Source organism: Microbacterium sp. CGR1 (assembly GCF_051062835.1).
Lineage (GTDB): Bacteria > Actinomycetota > Actinomycetes > Actinomycetales > Microbacteriaceae > Microbacterium.
In genome coordinates this window covers 1,868,183-1,891,652 of sequence record NZ_JAOTPG010000001.1, presented here as the reverse complement: position 1 = coordinate 1,891,652, position 23,470 = coordinate 1,868,183, and the positions used below count along the sequence as shown (strand labels likewise).

Sequence of the window (23,470 nt, the reverse complement as noted above, 5' to 3'; positions counted from 1 at the left end):
TACAGAGGCCGAGCAGATGACCGTCGACGTCGACGATCCCCAGGGCGAAGGCCCTGCGGAGGCTGCGGGGCCCGTTCCCGAGGGTAACCTCGCGCTCCCGCAGCCTCTCGCCGCGCCTCTTCCGGAGTCCTCCGGCGGAGGCGTGGCGGGTGATGTCCCGTTGCGATCGATCGTGCTGCTCGTCGCCGCGACCTTCGGGGCGGGGATGGCGATGATCGTGCCGATGGCCTACTCGCTGGCCGTGCGTCTCGACCAGCTGGCGCCCGGGCGCACCGAAGCCCTCGGCATCGTCCTCGCGGTCGGCTCAGCGGCCACGCTCGTGCTCGCCCCTCTCACCGGCATCCTCAGTGATCGCCTGCGCAGCCGCTGGGGGCGGCGGCGTCCGTTCACCGTGGTCGGTCTGCTGATCGGCGCGGTCTCTGTACCGGTCATGGCCCTCGCCCCGAATCTCAGCGTGCTCACGATCGGCTGGACGCTCTCGACCGTCGGGTGGGGCACCGCGGCCGCGTCGCTCGGCAACTGGCAGGCGGATCGCCTGCCGCCGCACCAACGCGGACGCGTCTCCGGCCTCACGGGCGTCACGATGCAGGTCGCGCCCGTCGTCGGCATCATCCTCGTCGGATTCTTCCGAGACCAGGTGCTCCTCGTCTTCGCGCTGCCCGCGGCGGTCGGTGTCGTGCTGGTGGTCGCGTTCCTCGCCGTCGTGCGCGATCCCGACAGCAGGGGAATGGTGCTCGACCGCCGGCTGACGGTCGGCGGACTGCTGGGGAGCTACGGCTTCGATCCGCGCAAAGCCCCGGACTTCGCGTGGAACTGGCTCGGCCGCTTCATCTTCTTCTCGGGGCTGACCCTCACCACCAGCTTCACCGTGTTCTTCGTCGCCCAGCGCCTCGAGCTGCGCGTGCCGGATGTCGCCGGAGTGCTCGCGATCGTCTCGGCGTCGAGCATCGTCACGGCCACGGTCGGTTCGCTCGGCGGGGGATGGCTGAGCGATAGGGTGGGCAGGCGCAAGCCCTTCATCCTCGCGGGCGCCGTTCTCTTCGCGGCGGGATGCAGCGTCTCGGCGTTCGCCCACGACCTGCCGACGCTCATGGTGGGCACCCTGCTGAACTCCCTCGGCATCGCCACCTTCTCGGCCGTCGCCCAAGCGCTGCTGCTCGATGTGCTTCCCGATCGCGAGAGGGAGGCGGGGCGCTACATGGCCATCGCCCTGTTCGCCCAGAAGATTTCGGGCGTCTTCGCCCCGGTTCTCGGTGGGGCGGTGCTGGCCATCGGCGCCGGCGCAGAGAACTTCACCGCGCTGTATCTCCTCGCTGCCGCGCTCGCCTTCGCCGGCGGCCTCCTCATCTCCCTCTCGGTGCGCAGCGTCCGCTGAGCCCACCCATTTCGAAACGGAGCAATGATGTCCTTTCCTTTCCCCGATGTCTCATCGAACCCCCTCGCCTCGCTGATCGATCTGACTGGCCGCACCGCGCTCGTCACGGGCGGTGCGCAGGGTCTCGGTCGAGCGATCGCCGATCGACTCGCCGAAGCCGGTGCGAGCATCGTGATCGCCGACCTCGATGAGGATCGCTCGCGAGCGGCTGCGGCGGAGATCACCGTGCACTTCTCGGTGCGGGCGGTGGGCGTGCGCATGGATGTCACCGACTCCGCATCGGTCGCTGCGGCGACGGACTCCGCAGCGGGCGACGTCGGTGCCCCGGACATCTGGGTGAACAACGCCGGGATCTTCCCCAGCGAGTCCCTTGTCGAGATGAGCGACGAGACCTGGGAGCAGGTCTTCGCGGTCAACACCCGGGGCGTGCGCAATGGGGCACGCGAAGCGGCCCGTCGGATGCCGCAGGGCGGCGTCATCGTCAATATCGTCTCGACCGCGGGCTTCCGGGGGACCGCCCCCGGCCTGTCGGCCTACGTCTCGTCGAAGCATGCGGTGCGAGGGCTCACAAAGCAGCTCGCTCTGGAGCTCGCGCCGCAGGGCATCCGCGTGCTCGGCGTCGCTCCCAGCTACGTGCCGACCGAGGGGAACATGGCGATGGCGGCCGCGGCGATGGAGCAGATGGCAGCCGCCGGCATCGATCCTTCCACCATGCCGTCGGCGATGTCGCAGAGTCTGATCGGCCGTCAGGGAACACCCGACGACATCGCACGCGTGGTGCTGTTCTGCGCCAGCGACCTCTCGATGGTGATGACCGGCAGCACACTGCTCGCGGACGCCGGCGAGACCATCTAGCTGGCAATCGGTTGCCATTTTTCCTGAACTCTGCTGTACTGAAACCAAGAACGCAAAGAAGCGCACGAAAGGCCCTTGATGCTCAAGCCCATCGCCACCGCAACCCGTGACCTCGTCAAGCTCGACGGAGTCTGGAAGTTCGGAATCGACTCCCGCCTCCCGGAGGAGCCCTGGCTCGCAGGCCTCGACACGCCTCTCGAAGCAGCCGTTCCTGCGAGCTACAACGATCTCTTCACCGATCCGGCCATTCGCGACCACGTCGGCTGGGTCTATTACCAGCGGTCGGTGCAGGTGCCGCGCGGCTGGGCGGGGGAGCGCATACTCCTGCGCTTCGATGCGGCAACGCACTCGGCGAAGGTCTACGTCGACGACCAGCTCGTCGGAGGTCACATCGGCGGGTACACGCCCTTCGACATCGACGTCACCGATGTCGTGAAGCCGGGCACCGCGTTCCGGCTCACGGTCGCGGTCAGCCCCGACCTCAGCAACACCACGATCCCGCCGGGCAAGATCGAGGTCGGCATGACCGGCGCCAAGACCCAGACTTACTTCCACGACTTCTACAACTACGCCGGCCTCGCCCGGTCTGTGTCGCTGTACTCGCTGCCGCAGGTGCACGTCGACGACGTCACGGTGGTGACGACCTTCGAGGGCTCGACCGGTTTCGTCGATTACCGCGTCGAAACGGTCGGCGGTGCCGACGTGCGCGTCAGCCTGGCGGATGCCGCCGGCAGCGTCGTGGCTACGGCATCCGGTCCGGAGGGGCGTCTCGAGATCGCAGACGTCGTGCTCTGGAAGCCGGGCGCCGCCTACCTCTACGAACTGACGGTCGAGGCCGTCGACGCCGAGACTGTGCTTGACACGTACTCGCTGGCCGTCGGTGTGCGAACGGTGGCGGTGCGCGGTGAGGAGTTCCTGGTGAACGGGGAGCCGTTCTACTTCACCGGGTTCGGCAAGCACGAAGACACGTTCGTGCGCGGCAAGGGTCACGACGACGCGTACATGGTGCACGACTTCCAACTGATGGAGTGGACGGGGGCGAACTCGTTCCGCACCTCGCACTACCCCTACGCCGAAGACGTCCTCGACTTCGCCGACCGCCACGGCATCCTGGTGATCGACGAGACCGCGGCTGTGGGACTCAACATGGGCGTCGTCGGCGGTCTCAGCGGCACGCCGCCGTTCCCCACCTTCTCGGAGCAGTATGCGGGGGCGGAGACGCACGCCGCGCATGCGCAGCACCTGCGTGAGCTGATCGGACGCGACAAGAACCACCCGTCGGTGGTGCTGTGGTGCATCGCCAACGAGCCCGCGTCGAACGAAGACGGTGCACGCGAGTACTTCGAGCCGCTCGTGAACCTGGTGCGCGAGCTCGACCCGACGCGTCCGATCACCTACTCGATGGTCATGTTCGCGACCTTCAAGAACGACCAGATCATCGATCTCTTCGACGTCGTGAGTCTCAACCGCTACTACGGCTGGTACATCAACGCGGGCGATCTCGCCACGGCGGAGTTGTATCTGCAGGGTGACATCCAGGGGTGGATCGATCGCACCGGCAAGCCGATCATGATGCTCGAGTACGGCGCAGACACGATGCCGGGGCTGCACTCGGTCTGGGACCAGGTGTGGACCGAGGAGTACCAGACCGACCTGCTCGCGATGTACCACCGCGTCTTCGATCGCTTCCCGCAGTTCGTGGGCGAGCAGATCTGGAACTTCGCGGACTTCGCGACGACCAACGGCCTGCACCGGGTGGGTGGCAACAAGAAGGGGATCTTCACCCGTGAGCGCCGGCCGAAGTCCGCCGCGTTCGCTCTGCGCCAGCGCTGGCGTGGGCTCGACGGACGCAAGCCCGGCACGGACGCCGGCGCGGACGCCTGACCGATCGCCTTCACGTAGAGGAGAAACGCATGACCATCGACAGGGCAGACGTCATCGTCACGAGTCCCGACCGCAATTTCGTCACACTCAAGATCACGACCGCAGACGGCGTGACCGGACTCGGCGACGCGACGCTGAACGGCCGCGAGCTTGCGGTCGTCGCCTACCTGACCGAGCACGTGGTTCCGCTGCTGATCGGCGCCGATGAGTCGCGCATCGAAGACACCTGGCAGTTCCTCTACCGCAGCGCCTACTGGCGACGCGGACCTGTGACGATGGCTGCGATCGCAGCCGTCGACATGGCGCTGTGGGACATCAAGGGCAAGGTGGCCGGCCTTCCGGTCTACCAGCTGCTCGGCGGAGCCAGCCGGAAAGGTCTGATGGCCTACGGGCACGCCTCGGGCAAAGAGCTTCCCGAGCTCTTCGACTCCATCCGTGCTCATCAGGAGCAGGGATACAAGGCGATCCGTGTGCAGACCGGGGTGCCCACGCTCAAGGCGATCTATGGCATCGCCTCGCAATCGGCAGACACCGGGGGAGGAGAGGCTCGGTACGACCACGAGCCGGCCCGCCGTGGCGCGAAGCCGGTGGAGGAGGACTGGGATACCCGTGCGTACCTGAACCACCTGCCGGGTGTTTTCGAGGCCGTGCGCAACGAGTTCGGTCCCGACATCCCGCTGCTGCATGACGGCCACCACCGTATGACGCCGATCCAGGCCGCACGACTCGGCAAGGACCTCGAGCCCTATGACCTGTTCTGGCTCGAGGACTGCACGCCGGCCGAGAACCAGGAGGCGCTGCGCCTCGTGCGTCAGCACACCACGACGCCGCTGGCGATCGGCGAGATCTTCAACACGGTCTGGGACTTCAAGGACATCATCCGCGATCAGCTGATCGACTACGTCCGCGGGGCCGTCACGCACATGGGCGGCATCAGCGCCCTGAAGAAGACGCTCGACTACGCCGCGATGTACCAGATCAAGTCGGGGATGCACGGGCCGACCGACATCTCGCCGGTGGGCATGGCGGCGGCGATGCATCTGGGGCTTGCGATCCACAACTTCGGCATCCAGGAGTACATGCAGCACGGGTCGCGCACCGACCAGGTGTTCCAGCAGTCGTTCACCTGGACCGACGGCTACCTGCATCCCGGCGACAAGCCCGGTCTCGGCGTCGAGCTCGACGTCGACGAGGCGGGCAAGTACCCGTACGAGCAGGCGTACCTGCCCTACAACCGGTTGCTCGACGGCACCGTCCACGACTGGTGAGCGCACACGCATCGCCCCAGATCGTGGTGATGGGGGTGTCGGCCGCGGGCAAGTCGACCGTGGGGCGGCTGCTCGCGACAGATCTGGACGTCGAGTTCCTCGATGCGGACGACCTGCATCCGGCGTCCAATCGGGCGAAGATGAGTGCCGGCACACCGCTGACGGATGACGACCGGATGCCGTGGCTCGACCGCGTGAGCGATGAACTCGCCGCGCGGTCGGCATCGGGGGCGGTGATCGCGTGCTCGGCTCTGCGGCGGGTCTACCGGGATCGGATTCGCGAGCGGGTGCCGGGCGTCGTGTTCGTGCACCTGCACGGCGACGACGCTCTGCTCGCCGAACGCGCGGCCGGCCGGACAGACCACTTCATGCCTCCTTCTCTCCTTCGCTCGCAGCTCGACACCCTCGAAGCGCTCGACGCCGACGAGGTCGCGGTCGTCGTCGATGTGGGTCGCCCGCCCGCGGAACTCGCCCGCGCCGCCGTCGAATGGCTCGAATCGCACCGGCCATGACACGCTGGGAGCTGGGAGGAACCATGGACGACGATCTGCCCGGCGAACTCGCGGAGCGCATCAGGCGCCGCGGCGGCGCCGCGACCATCTACGACATCGCGGAGCTTGCGGGCGTGAACCCGTCGACGGTGTCGCGCGCGCTCAGCAAACCCGGTCGCATCAGTAAGAAGACGGAGGAGAGGATCCGTCTCGCCGCCGACCGCCTGGACTTCCAGTTCAACCCGATGGCGCGTGCCCTGCCGACCGGGCGCAGCCACACGATCGGGTTGATGGTCGCCGACATCACGAACCCCGTCATCTTCGGGATCGTCCGCGGTGCCGAGCACACCGCCGCGGCCGCGGGATACACGCTGGTGATCGCCGAGTCGCAGGAGTCCGGTGAAGCGGAAGCTGAGGCGGTCTCGCGACTGCTGCCGAGCGTCGACGGCCTGATCCTGGCGACAACACGTCTCGCGGATGAGCGGATCCTGCGGCTGGCGGAGCGCAAACCCGTCATCCTCATCAATCGTCAGGTCGACGGTGTCGTCGGTGTCCTTCCCGAGGTGGAGCAGGGCGTCTCGGATCTCGTCGCGCATCTCGCCGACCTCGGTCACCGTTCGATCGCGTACCTCTCCGGCCCCGAGACATCGTGGATCAGCCGACGACGGTGGGAAGCGATGCTCGACGCCGCCGAGCGCCTCAGCCTGGCGGTCGTCGAGATCGGCCCGCACACACCGACGATCGAGGGCGGTCGCGAGGCGCTCCGCCGGGTGCAGGCGTCGCGCGCGACCGCGGTGATCGCCTTCAACGACCTGATGGCGATCGGCTTGATCCAAGCAGCCGCCGCCACGGGCATCCACGTGCCCGACGAGCTGAGCATCGCGGGCTTCGACGACATCTTCGGCAGCGAGCTCATCGTTCCCGCGCTGACCACCGTTCGCGCCCAGCTGCAGCTGGCCGGAGAGCGTGCGGTCGGCAAGGTCCTCGACGCTCTGGGGGACGGCACGGAGCCGGTCAGCGACGATCCTCTCGCGACGACCCTCATCGTGCGAGGAAGCACGGGCTCCGCTCCTCGCAGCTGAGCGCCGGGCGGCGCACGGAGCAGGCCTTAACATTCGATTGGCAATCGGTTGCCGAATTCCTTGATCTCTGATTTGATGTAACTGTCTCAACAGCGAGACGGTCTGGAGACTTCGATGACGAAAGCACAGCGGGGGAAGCCGCGATCATGAGCGAGCAGATCACGCATCCCACCGGTGAGGAATCCCGGTGGACCTCGAACATCGGTGTGCACTACGACTCGAAGAAGCCGCTCTCTCGATACATCCGCTGGTATCTGCTGCTCTCGCTCGCGGTCTCTGCGGTATGGGCGGCGACGAACGGCATCCTCATGCCGAATCAGATCCAGATGCTCGAGTTCGGCTCCTTCTTCAGCGGGGCGGATGCAGGAGTCGACCTGCAGACGCTGACCGAGCTCGGCAGGGCCGTCGCGGCCGGAGACGTCACTCCGACGGCAGACCAGACGCGTCAGCTCGCGCTGCTCTCTGACTTCGAAGCAGCGCGAGCGAACGGGCTGGCGCTCGTCACGACGACCAGCGCCATCATCGTCATGATCCTCCAGCCGGTGATCGGTGTGCTGTCCGACCGCACGCGCTCCCGCCTGGGACGCCGGGCTCCTTGGATCCTGTATGCGGGACTCATCGGCGCCGTGCTGCTGGTCGCCGTCCGGTACGCCCCGTCGCTCGTGGTGCTCGTCGTGCTGTGGTCTGCCGCCGAGCTGGCGCTGAACGTCGCAGGCAACCCCCTGCAGGCGACGGTCGCAGACCGCGTGCCTCGTGATCGACGAGGCCGCGTGACGTCCTGGACGAGCATGGGTGCGATCATCGGCGGCATCCTGGGCGGCATCGGTGCGGGCGCCCTGTTCGGACTCGTCGGGCTCGACTTCTATCTGATCCTCGGTCTGCTCGTGGCGATCGCGACGGTTCTCTTCGTCACCCGGAACCGTGATGCATCGTCGGTGGATGTCGAGCGCGAGCCATTCGCCTGGAAGCCGTTCCTGCTCGGGTACGCAAGCGCTCTCAAAGCCCGCAACTACCGGTGGCTGTGGATCTCGCGCGTGCTCTTCTTCTTCGGCTACAGCACGTCGACGGTGCTCAACCTCTATATGCTGCAGAGCTACGTGCGCCCCGCGCTGAGCGCCGCTGAGGCATCGGCGATGGTGCCGATCCTCGGGCTCGCGGGCATCCCCTTCACGCTCATCGCCGTGGCGATCTCGGGTCGACTCTCCGACCGCGTCGGCCGTCGCAAGCCGTTCATCGTCGTCGCATCGCTGCTCATGGCCGTGTCGATGGCGATCCCCCTGATCTCGCCGACGCTGCCGGCGCTCTTCGCCCAGGTGATCATCACGGGTCTCGCCTTCGGCATCTATCTGCCGGTCGACAACGCGATGTTCATCGACGTGCTCCCTGATCCGGCGCGCGCAGGGCGGGATCTCGGTCTCGCGATCGTCGCCATGAACCTCGGTCAGGCGCTGGCGCCGGCGCTCGCCGCGGTCGTGGTCTCAGCGACCGGCGGCTATCAGCTCGTCTGGGGGGCCGCACTCGTGCTCGTCGCCCTTGCCACCCTCACCGTGGCGCCGATCCGCGAGCGGAACGCCATCGATGCTTAGGTGGGGCATCGTCGGCACCGGCGACATCTCCGATCGCCTCGTCTCCGATCTGCTCGCCATCGGCGGTGAGATCACGGCCGTCTGGGGGCGAACGCCCGACCGCGCGTCGGACTTCGCCGCGCGGCACGGCATCCCGTCGTCGACCGACGATCGGGCGGCGCTGTTCTCTCGCGACGACGTCGACATCGTCTACATCGCCACCCCTGCCGTCACGCATACTGCGATCACGCTCGAGGCCCTCGACGCGGGTACGCATGTGCTGGTCGAGAAGCCGATCGCGACCTCGGCCGGTGACGCCGAACTGCTCTTCGCGCGCGCCGCACAGGCGGATCGTTTCCTCATGGAGGCGATGTGGATGCGGTTCAACCCGCTGCACGTCGAGGTCATCGACCGGATCGCCGCGGGAGAGCTCGGCGCGATCCGACACGTGCGGGCGAGCTTCGGCACCCCGTTCTTCCCGCGCCCGGGCAAAGAGCGGCCGGAGGACGGCGGAAGCATCCTGCGCGACAGGGGCATCTACCCGGTCACGCTGGCCCACTGGTTCCTCGGTGCGCCGGAGGTAGTGCAGGCGCGAGGAGTCCTCTCCGAGGGCGTGGATCTCGCGGGGCATGCCACGCTCGAGCGCGCCGACGGCGCCTTCGCGCAGCTCGCGTGGTCAGGAGTGGACTTCCTTGATCTCTCGGCGGCGATCAGCGGCGAGCGCGGCTGGATCACGCTCGATCCCATGTTCTGGGCGGGCAGCGACGCCCGAGTTCATGCAGGGTCGGCGGAGCGTATCTTCCGCGAGCCGGAGCAGCTGCGGCATCCGCGGGTCGGCAACGGCTACGGCCCGATGCTCGAGGCAGTGACCGCGGCGATCGCATCCGGTCTGCGCGAGCACCCCTGGCACGATGCGGCGACGACGATCTCGATCACCCGTACCCTCGACCGCATCCTTGCGGACATCTCCTCCGAGTCGCGCTGATCGCGGCCCGACCCACCCAGAAGGAAACCATGGACATCTCAGGCAAGGTCTTCGTCGTCACGGGCGCAGGAAACGGCATCGGACGCGAGGTGACGCTGCGTCTGCTTGCCGGTGGCGCCTCGGTTGCCGGCGTCGACCTGAATGCCGCCGGCCTCGAAGCGACCGCAGCACTCGCGGCTGTCGGCACGCGATTCACTCAGCACGCGGTGAACATCACCGACCGGGATGCGATCGACGCGCTACCCGGCGCCGTGATCGCGGCTCACGGCCAGGTCGACGGCGTCGCGAACATCGCCGGTGTGATCCAGAAGTTCGTCAAGGTCAACGACCTGCCGTTCTCCGAGATCGAGAAGGTCATGAATGTCAACTTCTGGGGCGTGATGAACGTGTGCAAGGCATTCCTGCCCCATCTCCTCGCCCGGCCGGAGGCATCGCTGCTCAACGTCGCGAGCATGGGATCGTATGCCCCGGTGCCCGGTCAGGCCGTCTACGGCGCCTCGAAAGCCGCGGTGAAGCTCCTCACCGAAGCGCTCTACGCCGAGCTGCTCGACACGAACGTGCACGTCACGGTGATCTTCCCGGGCGCGATCAGCACCGGCATCGCCGCGAACTCGGGCGTCGATCTCGGGGGCGATGCATCGGCCGAGACCAGCGCGTACAAGACGACGACGCCGCAAGCGGCCGGCCGGGTGATCGTCGACGCGATCCGCAAGGACCGCTTCCGAGCGACCATCGGTTCGGATGCTGCGGCCATGGATCGCCTGTCGCGCCTCAACCCCAAGTTCGCGACGACCATGATCGCGAAGCAGATGGGTGCGCTGCTCGCCTGAGATCATCCCGCCTGACGAGTCCGTGGCCCGAGCGCATGTGCCACGGACTCGCGTGCACGTCTCAGCCGCCAGTCATCGGGTCGAGCTTGTTGGATTCTGCGACGACGTCTCGCCACGCGAACTCGTTGTTGTCACTGAAGACGTAGTAGCTCGACGCGTTGGGCATGAGTGCGACGGTGATCCCTCCGAACCCCGACATGAACGGAACCGAGAACGGTGAGGTGAAGGCCGCGTTGTCAGCGCTGCTGAAGTCTCGCGCCCAGAAACCGTTGTTGTAGTGAAACGGGGTTGGCCCACCGGTCGTGATGCCGCGATCTGAAGCGTCCCGCTGGAGCGATGCGTCCAGGAGCCCGGGATGCAGCACTTGGGTGCCGCCCGCGACGCCATCATCGGCGACGAGGAGCTTCGCCACCTTCGCGATGTCGTCCTGGGTCCAGAACATGCCGTACCCGCCGAAAGGCGCTCCGGTCGGCGCGTTGTCGGTTCGCAGTGTCGTCAGAGAGTCGGGTCCGACTCCCGCGGGCTCGAGCACTTCGTCACGGAGCATTGCGAAGATGTCGGAGCCGGCGCCCTCCCGTTCCTCGAGCACGTCGTCCATCGCCCGGACCGCGAGGAAGGTGTCGGAGGTGTGGTAGGTCCAAATGCTTCCTGGGGCCGCCTTGTGCGGGTAGGAGAGCGCCGCCGTCAGCTTGTCCGTATAAGTCTCTGCCAGAAAGAACGAGGACATCGTGGGTCCGGCCTCGTCTGCTTGGTAGCCGGCGGAGGAGTAGTTGCCGGTTGTCATGTCGAGAGCGTGATCGATGGTGACGTCATCCCACGAAGGGGCCGACGCTTCCGGGATGTGATCCTCCAGCAGCTCCTCGGAGACGTCGGGGCCGTACTTCTGGGCGAGGTGCATGAGCGCCAGGCCGCCGAATGCGGATTTGGCGGTCGAGTACGACGGCAATAGCAGTTGACTGCAGAACGGGTAGGCGCCCTGACGGGTGGGGCAGTCACCCACGTAGTTCACTCCGTCGTACACAAACCCGTACGCGCTGAGGGCGCTCGGTGTGATACCTCTCCCGAATGCGGACAGATCGATGCCCGCTCCCGGATTGTCCGTGGCAAGAGTGGAGATCGGCTTCGATGGCAGCCGGTCGGCGACCTCCGTCGCGTACGCATTACGGATGTCTGCCGCGTTCACGATGCCGCCTGGTGTGTAGCTCGCGCTGACCTGCCCCCACATGTCGAACTGGAAGTACTGGCAGGTTTCGCTCGTGATCTGATAGCGGACGTTCGACACCTTGTTCTTCTTGAACAGGAAAGTGAGGACGCCATTGTGCACGCAGTTGGCGTTGCGTTCCACCAGCGAGAACGGGAGAGAGGCGCGAGACTGGCCGCGGTCCCCCTTCTCGCTCCATGCTCTTCCCGCTCCGACAGCGAGGTTCCAATAGGAGCTGCCGGTGTATTGCACGCCGCGAACCACCGGCACCAGGTGACTGCCGTTCTGCACGAGCTGTACTGAAACGGGAGGCAAGTGCCTCAGCGGTGCCAGGGTGGCGTAGCCGTAAGGGTCCTTGAGGGCGGTGAGCCCGCCAGAGCTGCCCACGTCGTTCAGCGTGAGCGTCCCCTCGAAAGTGTGCTTCGGCATCATCGCTTCGGCCGGAAGCGCGAACGCGTCGTTGGGCACCGTGCCGGCTGGCGCCGTCGTGGAGGCGAGCTCTGCGGCGGTGAGCACCGTACGCGTCACCGCTCCTGAACCAGCCAATGGGTCTCCAGGGACGCGGTCTGCACTCGGTGCTGGGGCAGCACCGAGCGTGGATGTGAGCGCGGTGGCCATGACGACCCCGCACAGCAGTAGTGAGATTGAGCGACGCACGTGGACTCCAGGATCTGTTGAGCGGGTGGAAGTCAGTGTGAACGGCATCTCGTCGATCAGTCCACGACCAGTTCGGCTCCTCCTTGATGCTCGCCAGGCATCACGGCATCGTCACATCCTCACGGATCGCTTCCTTGGCGCTGAACTTCGTCGTCTGTGGGTACAGCTCAGAGTTGAAGGAACTCAGTTCCTTCAGACACGTGGCAATGTGCGCGCTCGCATAGTGCAGCTCGTCCCACACGCCGAAGAGGGTGATGATGAGTTCGCCTCCCGGGGCTGAGATCGGAACAGCAACGAGGTCGTGTTGCGGGTCGTCGGAGAGCACGCAGACACCACGGCCTGCCGCAGCGAGAGCTTGGGCGAGCACGGGAGAGGACGTTTCGACAGAGGCCGTGAAGGCGAGTCCGGCGCGTGCGGCGGCGGAATCCAGCATCTGCCTCACCCCATGAGCTGGGCTCATCACGATAAGAGATTCCTGAAGGAGTTCCGCGATAGGAACACTCGGGCGGCTCGCCAAGGGATGTGACGCGGGCATCTGCGCCCACAGGTAGGCGTGCCCGAGCACCATCGAACTGAGTTCGGCGGGCGGAATCCGCGTGCCGACGGCGAAGTCAGCATCGCCACGTTCGATGACGCTGTACACATTCTCCGGCATCGCTTCGATCGCGTTGCCGATGATCCCTGAGGCACCCGCGCGCACGATGAAGGGGGAGATGATGTCGGCCATCGTCGTCGGAGCTGCGACGACGACGAGGTCGGACACGGTTCCGCGTGCTATCGACCGCGCGGTCGACTGCGCCTGAGTCGCTCTGGTGAGGAGGTCCTCAGCGACCGGGAGGAACATTCTGCCGGCGGCAGTGAGGGACAGCCCACGCGCTGAGCGGTCGAAGAGAGTGAAGCCCAAATCTTGCTCGAGCCGCCGAATCTGGCGACTCAGGGATGGCTGAGCGACATGAACGACGGCCGAAGCTGCGTGCAGCGTTCCGGTCGAGCACACCGCCAGGAAGTAGTGAAGCAGGCGCAGATCCATTGATGCCTCCGAGGTATCGAGTCAGCCGCATCTAAGTATTGGCGCGTTATTGCTCGGCGTCCATAGACTGGCAAAAATTCGCCGCCGCACCCGACCGGTGGCGATCACACAGCAGGAGGCAGCCATGGCAGTCCCACCGGCGCGGTCACTTCGCGCACCATCAGTTCTTGTGTTCAGCACCGTCGCCGCGCTCGCTCTCGCCGGATGCACGGTAGGCAGCGGCACAGCAGACGACGACTCCGGTTCGTCCGTACTCAGCGTCGCCGCGTCAGCGGCTGTCACGACCTGGGATCCGGTGCGGTCGTTCTCCACCGAGGCTCTCTACCTCGGCAACGTGTACGAGCCCCTCCTGTGGAAGAACGCTGACGGTGCCGCGGAGGAATTCACCCCAGCAATCGCCGAGTCATGGGAAGTGAGCTCGGACGGACTCACCTGGACCTTCACGATCCGCGAAGGCGCGACCTTCCATGACGGAGAGACCGTCGACGCCGAAGCCGTCAAGGCGAGCATCGAAGCCGCACAGGACCACGCAGGTGCATCCTTCATCTGGGCTCCGCTCGAGTCCGTCGAGGCACCAGACGACACCACAGTGGTCATGAATCTCTCCTACTCGGCGCCGATGGATCTCATCGCCGCCTCTACTTACGGTGCATGGATCGTGTCGCCCAAAGCGCTCGAGGCTTCGGCGGACGATGAGGCGTACTTCGAGCAGGGTATCGACGCGGGCTCCGGACCGTACGCCGTCAAGTCCTACACCCCGGGGGAGAAGGTGGTCCTGGAGGCATACGACGACTACTGGAACGAGGATGCCGCCCCGAGCTATGACATCGTCGACATCGCGATCACGCCGGATGCGGTCACGGCGCAGCAGATGCTGACCTCCGGCGAGGTCGATCTCGCGACGAACCTCCCGCTGGAGAACATCGACACGGTGGCGGCCGACCTGGAGTCGTCGGTGAAGACTTCGAATTCGCCGTTCAATTTCCTGGCGCTCTTCAACACGGCCAAAGCGCCACTGAACGACCCGAAGGTGCGTCAGGCGCTCAGCTATGCAGTGCCCTACCAGGACATCATCGACGTCGGTGGCGCTGGGTACGGGACGCAGTCGCGCGGTCCGGTACCGAAGGGCATCTTCCCCTATTCCGAGGACGTTCCGCAGTACACCCAGGACTTGGACAAGGCCAAAGCACTTCTCGCAGAAGCCGGCCATGCCGACGGGCTCACGCTCACTCTCACCTTCGCATCAGAGAACCCGGCTCAGGCCCGATTCGTTCCGCTCATCAAAGATGCGTTCGCGAAGATCGGCGTCACTCTGGACGTGCGGGCGGAGCTGTTCAATCAGCAGTGGGAGAACGCGAAGGCCGACCCTGCTACCGCCCAGGACATCTTCGTTCTGTACTACTGGCCCACATACAGCGATGCCGGCGCGGACAACCTCTACTCCTTGTTCCACTCGAGCGAAGAGCCCTTCTTCAACCTCAGCTACTGGAACGACCCCGAATACGACGCCCTCATCGATGAGGCGGGGACGCTCACCGGCAGCGACCGCCCCGCGGCCCAGGCGAAGTATGAGGAGGCGATGGAGCTGCTCGTCGACCAGGCACCCGCTGTCTTCCTCTACGACGCGCAGGCGGTGAGCGTGGTTCCGAAGGGACTGGAAGTCGCAGACTTCAACGAGAACTACCCCTTCACAACCTTCTTCGCACCGATTCAGCCCGCGAGCTGAAACGCCGGACGTCAGTATCCGGTGGACCGGCGAGCTCGGTCCACCGGATACTGATCCACCGCCTGATCTCTGGAGTCATCTATGTTGCGTTTCCTCGCCAGCCGGCTCGGGACCGCGGTGCTCGTGCTCTTCGTGCTCACGCTCGTCGTGTTCGTGCTGGCACGGGTCATCCCCACCGACCCCGCCGTCGTGTACGCCGGTCCGAAAGCCCCACCCGAGGAACTCGCACGCATCCGCGAACAGCTGGGGTTCGACCAGCCGCTCATCGTGCAGTACCTCGGATATCTCGGAGGACTGATCACGGGCGACTGGGGCAATTCCCTCGCTACCAAGCGTCCCGTACTCGATGAGTTCGCCACACGTCTGCCGGCAACGCTCGAGCTGCTCTTCGCCGCGATCCTGATAGCGATCATCGTGGGGATCGGACTCGGCGTCGTCGCGGCCAAGAAGCCGGGCAAGGCCCTCGACGGCGCGATCCGGTTTCTCGCCATCGGCGGAGTATCCATGCCGGCTTTCTGGCTCGGGTTGCTGCTTCAGGTCCTCTTCGTCGGTCAGCTGAAGCTTCTCCCGGCCACCGGCCAGTTCAGCACCGAGGTCGACTATGTGTCGCCGATCTCCCGCGTCACCGGCTTTCCCCTGTTCGACAGCTTCATCACCGGGAACTGGGTCGCATACAGTGACGGACTGGCTCATCTGATTCTTCCCGCCATCACGCTCGCCGCATATCCGATGGGCCTCATCGCCAGGATGACTCGAGCCTCGATGCTCGAAGTGCTCGGACAGGACTACATCTTCACTGCCGACGCGTACGGGCTGAGGGGTGGTGTGATTCGTTGGAAACTCGCATTGAAGAACGCGTTGCCGCCCACGATGACCATCATCGGCCTCGCCTCGGCGTACGCGCTCACCGGCACGTTCTTCATCGAAGTCGTCTTCAACTGGCCCGGTATCGGCCAGTTCGCCGCCAACGCGATGATCGCGGTCGACTACCCGGCCATCATGGCGATCACCCTCCTCGGGGCCGCCGGCTACCTCATCGCCAACTTCGTCGTGGACCTTGCTCAGGCACGACTCGATCCTCGAGTGAGGCTCTCATGACCTCCACCGCAATACTCCCGACTTTCGTCCCTGTGGGGGGCAGCACCGTCTCGCGGATCATGCGCGTCCTCCGTACGGACCGACTCGCTCTCCTCGGGCTCGTGCTCATCATCCTCGTCACGATCCTGGCACTCTTCGGGCCCTGGATCGCGCCCTTCCCCGAACAGGGATACGGCGAGACCAGTGTGGGGAATCGCGGGCTCGCTCCCAGCGCCGTGCACTGGTTCGGTACGGATCAGCTCGGGCGGGACATTCTGAGCCGCGTGATCATCGGCACCGGCCCAGCGCTCACGATCTCCCTCTTCGTCGTCGGTATTGCAGCCGTCATCGGCGTCCCCCTCGGCGCTATCGCGGGTTACCGCGGCGGGTGGCTCGACACCGTCCTGATGCGCGTCACCGAGGTCTTTCAGGCTTTCCCTCCGTTGCTGCTTGCGATGGTGACGGTGGCGATCCTGGGGCCGAGTCTCACGAACGCCGGCATCGCACTGGCGATCTGCTGGTGGCCCTGGTATGCCCGGCTCGTCCGCGCAGAAGCACGAGCTCTCCGTGACCGCCCGTTTGTCGAGGCGGCGCGCGCGACCGGCGTCCCCGCCTGGAGAATCCTTCCGCGGCACATCCTGCGCAACTGTCTGACACCGATCCTGGTTCAAGCCACGGTCGACATCGGCGCCGTGGTGCTCGCCGCAGGTTCCCTCGCCTTCATCGGCCTGGGAGCGCAACCTCCCTCGCCCGATTGGGGCCTCATGGTCGCTGAGGGGCGCGGACAGATCTTCACTGCGTGGTGGATCTCCGCGTTCCCCGGGTTGGCCATCTTCGTGACCGTGCTCGGGTTCAATCTTCTCGGCGACTCTTTGCGCGACTTCTTCGACCCCCGGCAGGTGAAGCGATGACAACCACCGACCTCCTCCGCATCGAGGACCTCCAGGTCGCGTTCGAGGAGCGCGGCGAGCTCACGAACCGCCCCGTACGAGGAATCACACTGTCCGTCGCTCCTCGCGAGGTGGTAGGCATCGTCGGCGAGACGGGCTGTGGCAAGAGCCTGACGGCGCTCGCTGTCCTGGGGCTTCTTCCGAAAGGCGCAGTTCCGAGTGGGCGCGTGATACTCGACGGCGTTGAGCAGCCCTTCGGCGGTGGCGGTTCGGCACGCGGCGACGCGATCTCAATCGTGTTCCAGAACCCCGGCACCGCTTTCAATCCTGTTTTCACGCTCGGTCAGCAGATGAAGGATGTCATCGACAGGCATCGTCGTGTCGCGGGACGGAAGTTGTCACGCGCCGCTGCGAAAGCACACATCCTTCACTACCTCGAGCAGGTGGGGCTGCCTGATCCGGATCGGGTCTATCGAAGCTATCCGCATGAACTCTCAGGGGGAATGCTGCAGAGAGCGATGATCGCGATGGCTCTGGTGTGCGAGCCGAAGCTGTTGATCCTGGATGAGCCGACGACGGCGCTCGACGTGACCATCGCGAAACAGATTCTCGAGCTGATCCTGGCGCTGCGTGACCGCTTCGGCTTCGGGGTCTTGCTCATCACACACAACCTCGGTGTGGTGCAGGAGGTGTGTGACCGTCTCGCCGTGTTGTACGCCGGGCGCGTGGTCGAAACCGGTTCGACGGAAGTCGTCCTGCGTGACCCGTCCCACCCCTATACCCGCGGCCTGCTCGAAGCGCTGCCTGCCCGGCACCGCCCGGGACAGAAGCTCGAGGCGATTCCAGGATCGGTGCCGGGGAATCTGCTCAACCTGTCCGGGTGCTCTTTTCGCGACCGATGTCCACTCGCCGTCGAGGCGTGCGCGGATATCGACCCCCTGTTGGTGCCGGTCTCGCCGCTCCATGAGGCCGCGTGTATTCGGGTTGGCTCCAGTGAGGGAAGTATCCGATGACCGCCATGCTGACCGTGGACAACATCGTCAAGGTCTATCGCTCGCACCGCACTGAGGTGCGAGCCGTGAACGGTGTGTCCTTCGAAGTGGAGGCCGGTACGACCTTCGGGCTGGTCGGCGAGTCCGGTTCCGGCAAGAGCACGATTGCGCGGTGCGCCCTGCGTCTGATCGAGCCGACGTCCGGATCGTCCAGCGTCGACGGGCGACCGATCACCGGCTTACGCGGCAAAGAGCTGCGGAGCTTGCGCGCAAGCACGGGCATGGTCTTCCAGAACCCAGTCGCAGCCTTGAACCCTCGGCTCACGATCGAGCAGTCGATTGCGGAACCACTGCGCACGCATACGGCACTGCGCGGACGAGTGCTCGCTGCGCGGGCGCGGGAACTGCTGGATGAGGTCGGGCTTGCACAATCCCACGCCGAACGACTTCCTCACCAGCTCTCCGGCGGTCAATGCCAGCGTGTCGGAATCGCCCGGGCCCTCGCGACTCGGCCGAAGCTTCTCGTGCTCGACGAGCCGACGAGCGCACTCGATGTCTCGGTGCAGGCACAGGTTCTCAATCTGCTGCAGGAACTCCGGCGCGAGTACTCGCTCAGCTATCTGCTCATCTCGCACGATCTCGACGTCGTGCGATACATGAGCGACATGGCGGGCGTCATGCGCAAAGGCGAGCTCGTAGAGTCCGGGCCTGCAGCAGAGGTGCTCGTCACCCCGAGCCACGAATACACGCAACGACTGATCGCGGCCATGCCCGAGACTCCAGGTGCCGTACCGATCACCGAACGGGGCACGTTGATCACGACGCCGAAAGTCGCTGAGCAGCTGTGAATCGACTCTGCCTACCCGAACCACCATCCGACGCGAAGAGGACCCTGTCGTGACATCCCTGATCCCTCACTCCCTCGGCGATGAAGGCCGCGTGTCCCGTATCCACGCTGTTCCCAAAGAAGGTCTGACGCTCGAGACCTGGCAGGATGCTCCGCACAACCGGTGGGCTTTCGGACATGTCTCTGAGCTCGTGCCCACGGCGCGGATCGGCCACCGCACCATCGAGGCTTCCCAGCGTTCGGTGGTCGGACTGGACGCGCTGGCCGCGCTGGCGACACTCGGCGAACGGTTGGAAGGGAGCTACACCGACGCACTGGTCGTGGTCCGCGACGATGAGATCGTTGCCGAGCACTATCACGAGGCGCATGGCCCGGATAGCTTGCACCTGCTGATGAGTGTGTCGAAGTCGATCTGTGGTCTCACGGTCGGCACGCTCGTCTCTGACCGGCGAATCGATCCTGATCGTCGCGTCGATCACTACGTGCCTGAGCTCGCCGACAGCGCGTACGGTGCGGCGACGGTACAGCAGGTGCTCGACATGACCGTCGACGTCGACTACGACGAGGACTACCGGAATCCGGCCTCGGAAGTGCAAGCGCAGGATCGCGTCGCGGGCTGGCGCCCGCGTCGCCCCGAAGATCCTCAGGACACGTACGCCTTTCTTGCTTCCCTTCGCGGAGGCGGGGACCACGGTAAGCGGTTCAGATATTGCTCGGCAGGAACCGACGTGCTCGCGTGGATCGTTGAGAACGTCACCGGACTCCGCTACCACGAGGCGGTATCGCAACGACTGTGGTCTCAGCTCGGGTGCGATCAGGACGCGCAGATCACGGTAGAACCCGGTGGTTTCGGATTCGCGAACGGCGGCATCGCGTGCACCGCGAGAGACCTGACGCGCGTCGGACGCGTGATGCTGGGGGCAGGGAACATCGACGGAAGACGTGTGCTGTCTTCGGACTGGATCAGACGAACACTTGAGGGCGGTGAGCCGAGCGCAGCTTCGGGCACCGTGTTCCAACGAGTTCACCCCGGGGGATCGTATTCGAACCAGTGGTGGATCACCGGCAGCGCGAGAGGCGACTATTACGCGGCCGGAATCCACGGTCAGTTCATCTGGGTGGATCCGGCGACGCGCACGGTCATCGTCAAATTCTCTTCGTGGCCCGAACCGGTGACGGAGGACTGGAACCGGCTGCACAGTGTGCTCTTTCGTGAGATCTGCGACGCCATCGGCTAGCGCTGTCTGACGCGAGATAGCGGCATGACTGGTGAGGTGTTCGTCCGAAACACGCCCCCGCACCGGAGGACAGGGATGACGGTACTGTCTGGTCGAGCTGTAGGAGCGCACCTCGACTGGGCCGCTGGAGCGATGGCGCAGTTCACACTGCGGTGCTCCGACGGTTGATCGCTTTCAGCGTCCATGTCAGATGCGCCGCGAAGACGGCCGGATCACTAGGCGGGGCTGCGCCGGATAGCTGCGATAAGTGGTCTTATCGTCGGTAAACGGCCAGACAGGGAAGTAAGAAGGGGCTGAGCAGGTGAGAGCGCGTTTCCAGTGCTGGCGCGGGGTTCCAGCCCGACACGCGGACTTGATGCCGAAGCTGGGAGATCGCAGTACGGACGAGTCGAGTGCGCGTCTGATGTCTACGTTGGACCATGACTCAACGCGGATCGAGGTTGATGACTGTCATCGGCGCGTCATTGGGGCTGGTGGGGGCGGCGACAGCCGTGCTGTTCTTCTTCCAGCCCTGGAGAAGCTGTCCCTACGAGGACACATCCGTCGGGTGCGCCATGCTGCCTAACGACGCGGCAGTGATGGTGATCGCGCTTGGTGTCGCCGTCGTTGGCGCCGGGGTGTTCACTGTCGGCAGGCTTCTTTCTCGTCGATCCCAAGGTGTGCGTACTTCCTAGAGCATGTGTCCGGGCGCGCGTTCGCACTAAGCGCCGACCATTTCGTCTGGAAGGATCGAAGAGTGCCCGAACCTGTCGATGTCACCAATGCTGATCACTACGTGTGGGGCGAGGTCTCCGACGGGTGGCGACTATTCGACAGTCCAGGGCTGTCGGTGATCGAGGAGCGAGTACCGGCCGGAGCCGGCGAAGAGTGGCACGTGCACGACACTGCGACGCAGTTCTTCTACGTGCTCGAAGGAACCGCTCAGATGCAGACCGCCGAGGGCGCCGTCGACCTCGAGGCCAGGCAGGGAGTCGAGGTCCCGCCTGGGCTCGCGCACCGGTTCTTCAACCCTGGGGACACGGAGACACGGTTCCTCGTGATCAGCACCCCGACTCCCGATGCTCCCGCCTAACGCCCGCGCTCACGCGCAGGATTCGTACGGCGGCTCGTCGAGGGTCGTCGCCGTCACTCCCCAGATGATGTCGGTTCCGGCGGTGTAGGTCAGGAAGACCGAACCGGTGCCGGCTTCCGACTCGATCGCGAGATAGCGGCGATCGCCGACGCTCTCGACTTCGACCGCGTCGGGGTAGACGGCCAGCGCCTGGTCGAGCCGGGAACCGAGACCGATCCCCTCAGCGGTCAGCGGGCCGACGGCCGGCTTGCCTTCGAGGTCGACGGGCGAGGCGGACACCTGCACGAGGTCGACCACCGCGGGGTCCTGTTCCGAGACCTCGGGGCGCTGAACGGTGAGCATGTATCCGTCGGCCTCCGTGGACGCGAGCCACGGGCAGGCGTCAACCGGAGCGGCACCCGCCGCCGCCACGGCTTCGTCGTAGGGCGCGCCGAGTTTCACGTCTCCGATGCCCGATGGGCTGACGCCCGCGGCCGGCGTGGAGGATGCGCTGGGCGACGGACTCGGCGCGGGATCAGCGGATGCCGTCACCGTCTGCGTGACCGTCGGGGTGGGGGACGCGGGGGCGGCGCATCCGGCCAGCAGCGCAGCCGTGACCGCCATCCCGAACAGGGGCGAGAGGATGCGTGCACGGCGAACCTGGGGTCGTCTGGTGTCGATATCCATGCTTCGACGCTATCGGCGCGGTCGTGACCAGCCCGTCGATTCTCACGGGATTCCCAGATGCCCCGGCATCCGACGGCGCAGGCCTTCTGCTGTCCCCCTGAGCCCGTTCAGCGCTGAGGTCCGGGTCTCCTGCGGGGCGGCGTGGGCTCGGGAAAGTAGTGCACCTCTGTGGGTTCGCCGTCGGTGTGCGCCCGCGCGGTCGCCTGGATCTCACGGTCGCGACCGGTCAGTCTCTGGGTCTGCTGCCGTCGGTACTCTCCCCAGGAGGGGACCATGAAGGACTCGAGCAGCAGGTCCTGCTCTTCGCCGCTGCGGAGGAGAGTCCATCGGTACCCGCCGGTTCGCCGCCGCGAACTCTCCACCAGTCGCATGGATTCTCGGAACGCGTCGATGCTGTCGGGTCGCACGGTGTAGGTGATCTGCACGAGAACGGGGCCGTCGGTCGGCTGGGGGTCGAGGACGAGGGTCGGGGTGGGCCACGACATCGAGACGGTCCGGTCGACGGTGCTCGTGCCCGGCAGAAGCGGCAGCCACATCACACTGGCTGCGATGACGACGAGCAGCGCCGCGGCCACGGCCAGCGATGTCGCCGTGCCGACTGCTCCGGCGAGGGCGCCCCAGCCGAACGACCCGACGGCCATCGTTCCCATGAAGACGAGGATGTAGATCGATGCTCCTCGCGATCGCACCCACTGCGGGAGGGTCAATTGCAGTGCGGCGTTCAGCACGGTGAGCGTGCCGATCCAGGCGACCCCGGCGAGAACGAGCAGCAGCAGCAGGGGGACGAACGGCAGCCATGCCGCGGCGAGCGTGCCGGCTGCGAACAGCACAGCGCTCACCGCGATCACCGCGTTGTCCGAGAACCTCTTGCGGGCGATGGGCAGAACGAAGATGCCGAGCACGGCGCCGGCGCCGAGCGCTCCGAGCAGGAAGCCGTATCCGCTCGAGGTGAGGTCGAGCCGTTTGGCGGTGACAGGAAGCAGCGCCCACAGTGCGCTGGCAGGTAGGGCGAAGAGAGCGGACCTCAGAAGGATGCGTCGCACGAGGTGGGCGGATGAGACGTACCGAACGCCTGCGCGCAGCGCGGCCGTGAACGGTTCCCTGTCGTCGAGTCCGCTCTGCGGCGGCCGTCGCCACCACAGAAGGGCGACGACTGCTCCGATGAAGCTGAGCGCGTTGATGCCGAAGACGACGGGTGCGCCGAACAGCGACAGCAGCACGCCAGCGAGCGCGGGGCCGACGGCCCGGGCGCCATTCACCGTGACGCCGCCGAGCGCGGAGGACGCGCCGATGAGCGGGCGGGGCACGAGTTCCGGTTGGATCGCCTGCCAGGCCGGGGACGTCAGCGTGGAGGTGATCCCGAGCAGGAACGTGAAGCCGAGGATCGTCCACGGAGTGAGCTCGTTCAGGAAGGCGATGACGGTCAGCGCCGCGGCGATCACGGCGCTCGCCACCGACCCCCAGATCAGCAGTCTGCGGCGGTCGAGGGAGTCGGCGAGCACCCCCGCGGGGAGGGAGAACAGCACGGCCGGGGCCAGACTCGCCGTCTGCACGAGGGCGATGATGGTCGCGCTGGCCGCGGCGTCGACGAGGTACCACTGTGCGCCGACGGTCTGCATCCAGGTGCCGATGTTGCTTCCCAGCTGCGCGAACCACAGCACCCGGAATGCCGGGATGGCCAGCGGCGCCCAGGCGGAGACGGCGGCGGATCTCGGTGCCTCAGGTCGAGAGGTCATCGG

At 66.0% G+C, this 23,470-nt stretch carries 21 protein-coding genes; 17 read left to right on the top strand and 4 right to left on the bottom strand.

What is annotated here, in order from left to right:
* Positions 1-16: 16 nt before the first annotated feature.
* The 9 genes from OD997_RS09465 to OD997_RS09425 all read left to right on the top strand — a co-directional run bounded on the left by OD997_RS09465 (position 17) and on the right by OD997_RS09425 (position 10,335).
* Positions 17-1,375, top strand: a complete 1,359-nt coding sequence (locus OD997_RS09465) for an MFS transporter (RefSeq protein ID WP_434331346.1) — start codon at positions 17-19, stop codon at positions 1,373-1,375.
* 24 nt (positions 1,376-1,399) lie between these two features.
* Complete coding sequence (locus OD997_RS09460) at positions 1,400-2,230, top strand: SDR family NAD(P)-dependent oxidoreductase (protein ID WP_251048932.1); 831 nt, start codon at positions 1,400-1,402, stop codon at positions 2,228-2,230.
* A 78-nt stretch (positions 2,231-2,308) separates the two neighbouring features.
* Positions 2,309-4,114, top strand: coding sequence for a beta-glucuronidase (gene uidA / locus OD997_RS09455; protein ID WP_434331345.1), 1,806 nt, complete (start codon positions 2,309-2,311; stop codon positions 4,112-4,114).
* Positions 4,115-4,143: 29 nt separating this feature from the next.
* Positions 4,144-5,382: a D-mannonate dehydratase ManD gene (gene manD / locus OD997_RS09450; protein ID WP_434331344.1), complete on the top strand. Its 1,239-nt coding sequence runs from the start codon at positions 4,144-4,146 to the stop codon at positions 5,380-5,382.
* Entirely contained in the window at positions 5,379-5,894 is a 516-nt protein-coding gene (locus OD997_RS09445; RefSeq protein ID WP_311416816.1) for a gluconokinase, read from the top strand. The genes manD and OD997_RS09445 overlap by 4 nt, the downstream gene beginning before the upstream one ends.
* Positions 5,895-5,917: 23 nt before the next feature.
* A complete protein-coding gene (locus OD997_RS09440) occupies positions 5,918-6,955 on the top strand; it encodes a LacI family DNA-binding transcriptional regulator (RefSeq protein WP_434331343.1) in 1,038 nt (345 codons plus the stop codon).
* Positions 6,956-7,101: 146 nt separating this feature from the next.
* A complete protein-coding gene (locus OD997_RS09435; protein ID WP_434331342.1) occupies positions 7,102-8,541 on the top strand; it encodes an MFS transporter in 1,440 nt (479 codons plus the stop codon).
* On the top strand, positions 8,534-9,505 hold the full coding sequence (locus OD997_RS09430; protein WP_434331341.1) for a Gfo/Idh/MocA family protein: 972 nt from the start codon (positions 8,534-8,536) through the stop codon (positions 9,503-9,505). Before OD997_RS09435 ends, OD997_RS09430 begins: the two co-directional genes overlap by 8 nt.
* 29 nt (positions 9,506-9,534) lie before the next feature.
* A complete protein-coding gene (locus OD997_RS09425; RefSeq protein ID WP_434331340.1) occupies positions 9,535-10,335 on the top strand; it encodes an SDR family NAD(P)-dependent oxidoreductase in 801 nt (266 codons plus the stop codon).
* Positions 10,336-10,396: 61 nt separating this feature from the next.
* On the opposite strand, the gene OD997_RS09420 is transcribed toward OD997_RS09425, so the two are convergent.
* Together OD997_RS09420 and OD997_RS09415 are read right to left on the bottom strand one after the other, a co-directional pair.
* On the bottom strand, positions 10,397-12,064 hold the full coding sequence (locus OD997_RS09420) for a serine hydrolase (RefSeq protein WP_434331339.1): 1,668 nt from the start codon (positions 12,062-12,064) through the stop codon (positions 10,397-10,399).
* Positions 12,065-12,293: 229 nt separating this feature from the next.
* Positions 12,294-13,223 carry a LysR family transcriptional regulator gene (locus tag OD997_RS09415; RefSeq protein WP_434331338.1) on the bottom strand — a complete coding sequence of 310 codons (930 nt, stop codon included), beginning with the start codon at positions 13,221-13,223 and terminating at the stop codon, positions 12,294-12,296.
* 124 nt (positions 13,224-13,347) lie between these two features.
* Here OD997_RS09415 and OD997_RS09410 point away from each other — a divergent pair, with 124 nt between their 5' ends.
* The 8 genes from OD997_RS09410 (at position 13,348) to OD997_RS09375 (ending at position 21,065) form a co-directional block, all read left to right on the top strand.
* The gene (locus tag OD997_RS09410; RefSeq protein ID WP_082478127.1) at positions 13,348-14,949 is read left to right on the top strand and encodes an ABC transporter substrate-binding protein; all 1,602 of its coding nucleotides are present in this window, start codon (positions 13,348-13,350) and stop codon (positions 14,947-14,949) included.
* 81 nt (positions 14,950-15,030) lie between these two features.
* Positions 15,031-16,047: an ABC transporter permease gene (locus OD997_RS09405; protein ID WP_434331337.1), complete on the top strand. Its 1,017-nt coding sequence runs from the start codon at positions 15,031-15,033 to the stop codon at positions 16,045-16,047.
* Positions 16,044-16,937, top strand: a complete 894-nt coding sequence (locus tag OD997_RS09400; RefSeq protein ID WP_431738609.1) for an ABC transporter permease — start codon at positions 16,044-16,046, stop codon at positions 16,935-16,937. The genes OD997_RS09405 and OD997_RS09400 overlap by 4 nt, the downstream gene beginning before the upstream one ends.
* On the top strand, positions 16,934-17,929 hold the full coding sequence (locus OD997_RS09395; protein ID WP_434331336.1) for an ABC transporter ATP-binding protein: 996 nt from the start codon (positions 16,934-16,936) through the stop codon (positions 17,927-17,929). The genes OD997_RS09400 and OD997_RS09395 overlap by 4 nt, the downstream gene beginning before the upstream one ends.
* Positions 17,926-18,756 carry an ATP-binding cassette domain-containing protein gene (locus OD997_RS09390; protein ID WP_434331335.1) on the top strand — a complete coding sequence of 277 codons (831 nt, stop codon included), beginning with the start codon at positions 17,926-17,928 and terminating at the stop codon, positions 18,754-18,756. Before OD997_RS09395 ends, OD997_RS09390 begins: the two co-directional genes overlap by 4 nt.
* 49 nt (positions 18,757-18,805) lie before the next feature.
* On the top strand, positions 18,806-19,993 hold the full coding sequence (locus tag OD997_RS09385; RefSeq protein ID WP_434331334.1) for a serine hydrolase domain-containing protein: 1,188 nt from the start codon (positions 18,806-18,808) through the stop codon (positions 19,991-19,993).
* A 443-nt stretch (positions 19,994-20,436) separates the two neighbouring features.
* Positions 20,437-20,667 (top strand): hypothetical protein, encoded by a 231-nt coding sequence (locus OD997_RS09380; protein ID WP_434331333.1) that lies wholly within the window; start codon positions 20,437-20,439, stop codon positions 20,665-20,667.
* 62 nt (positions 20,668-20,729) lie between these two features.
* The gene (locus OD997_RS09375; protein WP_434331332.1) at positions 20,730-21,065 is read left to right on the top strand and encodes a cupin domain-containing protein; all 336 of its coding nucleotides are present in this window, start codon (positions 20,730-20,732) and stop codon (positions 21,063-21,065) included.
* A gap of 9 nt (positions 21,066-21,074) precedes the next feature.
* Here the strand turns inward: OD997_RS09375 and OD997_RS09370 are convergent, their stop codons facing one another.
* The gene (locus OD997_RS09370) at positions 21,075-21,731 is read right to left on the bottom strand and encodes a hypothetical protein (protein ID WP_434331331.1); all 657 of its coding nucleotides are present in this window, start codon (positions 21,729-21,731) and stop codon (positions 21,075-21,077) included.
* A 107-nt stretch (positions 21,732-21,838) separates the two neighbouring features.
* A complete protein-coding gene (locus OD997_RS09365; protein ID WP_434331330.1) occupies positions 21,839-23,467 on the bottom strand; it encodes an MFS transporter in 1,629 nt (542 codons plus the stop codon).
* Positions 23,468-23,470 lie beyond the last annotated feature (3 nt).